This window comes from Inquilinus sp., assembly GCF_057815775.1.
Window position 1 is genome coordinate 1 of record NZ_JBYRFX010000715.1, and the last position, 2,104, is coordinate 2,104.

The 2,104-nt window shown below is 64.9% G+C and carries 2 protein-coding genes; both read left to right on the top strand.

Annotated features, from left to right (window positions below):
* Positions 1-1,372, top strand: a 1,372-nt coding sequence (locus AC3XYG_RS24990) for a ferritin family protein (protein WP_489142575.1), incomplete at its 5' end; no start/stop codon positions are given.
* 106 nt (positions 1,373-1,478) lie between these two features.
* Positions 1,479-2,104: FAD-binding oxidoreductase (locus AC3XYG_RS24995; protein WP_489142576.1), on the top strand; the 626-nt coding region annotated here is incomplete at its 3' end.

Genomic DNA, 2,104 nt, shown 5'->3' on the forward strand with positions numbered 1-2,104 from the left:
CCTGGCGATCATCCCGTTCCCGGAAATCTCGGCCGCGCGCTCGATGGCGATGCTGGGGCGGCTGGCACCGGGTGAGGAGCTGCGCACCGGCTTCACCATGCAGATGGTGGACGAGTTCCGGCACTCGACCATCCAGATGAACCTCAAGAAATGGTACATGGAGAACTACATCGACCCGGCCGGGTTCGACATCACCGAGGCGGCGTTCGGCAAGTGCTACGCCACCACGATCGGCCGGCAATTCGCCGAGGGCTTCCTGACCGGCGACGCGGTGACGGCGGCCAACGTCTATCTCCAGGTCGTGGCCGAGACCGCCTTCACCAACACGCTGTTCGTCGCCATGCCGTCCGAGGCGGCGCGCAACGGCGACTATGCCCTGCCGACCGTGTTCCTGTCGGTGCAGTCGGATGAAAGCCGGCATATCGGCAACGGCCATTCGCTGCTGATGTCGGTCATCAACGACCCGGACAACCACCTGCTGCTGGAACGCGACCTGAAATACGCCTTCTGGCAGAACCACGCGATCGTCGATGCCGCGATCGGCACCTTCATCGAATACGGCACGACCAACCGCGACAAGTCCAAGGAATCCTACGCCGAGCTGTGGCACCGGTGGATCTACGAGGATTACTACCGCACCTACATGCTGCCGCTGGAGAAGTACGGCATCAAGATCCACCACGACGATGTCGGCGCTGCCTGGGACCGCATCGTCAAGAAAAACTACGTGCACAAGGTGGCGCAGTTCTTCTCGGTCGGCTGGCCGGTCAATTTCTGGCGGATCGAGGCGCAGACCGAGCGCGACTTCGAATGGTTCGAGCACAAGTATCCGGGCTGGTACGCCGAGTTCGGCGATTACTGGAAGTGGTATGCGCGCAAGAGCATCCCGGGCGAGACCAACATGCTGTTCGACCAGGAGAACGGCTACGTCTACCCGCATCGCTGCTGGAGCTGCCTGGTGCCGTGCCTGATCCGCGAGGATTTCGTGACGGACGAGATCGACGGCCAGCTGTTCACCTACTGCTCCGAACAGTGCCGCTGGACCCACAAGGTCGCCTTCGCCGCGGAATATGAGGGCCGTCCGACCCCCGCCATGGGCCGGTTCAGCGGCCGCCGCGAGTGGGAGGAGTGCTACCACGGCTGGGACCTGGCGGATGCCATCAAGGATCTCGGCTTCCTCCGTTCCGACGGCAAGACGCTGATCCAGCAGCCGCATCTCCGCTTCGACGACAAGGACATGTGGACGCTCGACCATGTCCGCGGCCACACGATCCAGAGCCCGATCGTGCTGCTGCGCGGCATGACGCCGGAACAGCGCGAGAAGCACGTCGCCGACTACCGGGCGGGCTTCAAGATCAAGCCGCTGCACTGACCCCTGCAGGGCGGAAGCCGGCATCGGCCGCCGGCGTCCGCCTTCCCATCGCGCCGGCCGAACCATGGTCCGGCGCCACAGGGTCCGACGACAAGGGACAGCTTCGATGGCGGAAACACGCACCCACACCGTCCGGTTCGAGCCGGTCGGGATCGAGATGGACGTCGCCGAGGGCGAGACGGTGCTGGAGGCGGCGTTCCGCCAGGGCATCTCGGTGATGCATGGCTGCAAGGAAGGCCAGTGCAGCAGCTGCAAGTCGCTCCTGATCGACGGGGAGGCCGAGCTGCTGAAATACTCGACCTTCGCCCTGCCGGATTACGAGCGCGACACCAACCACATCCTGCTGTGCCGGACGCTGGCCTACAGCGACCTGACGGTCGAGCTGCTGAATTACGACGAAGACCTGCTCAGCCGGTCGATCGCGGTGAAGGAGTACGAGGCGGTGCTGACCGGGATCACGCCGCTGACGCACGACATCCGGCTGCTGGAGATCGAGATCGACAAGCCGCTGCGCTTCTGGGCGGGGCAGTTCGTCGACCTGACCATCCCCGGGCGCGGCATCACCCGGTCCTTCTCCATGGCCAACGCCCCGAGCGGCCAGACCCGGCTGGCCTTCATCATCAAGAAATACCCGGACGGCGCCTTCTCGGCGCTGCTCGACGGCGAACTCAAGCCCGGCGACCGGCTGACCGCCAAGGGCCCCTACGGCACCTGCTTCCGGCGGGAGGAGCG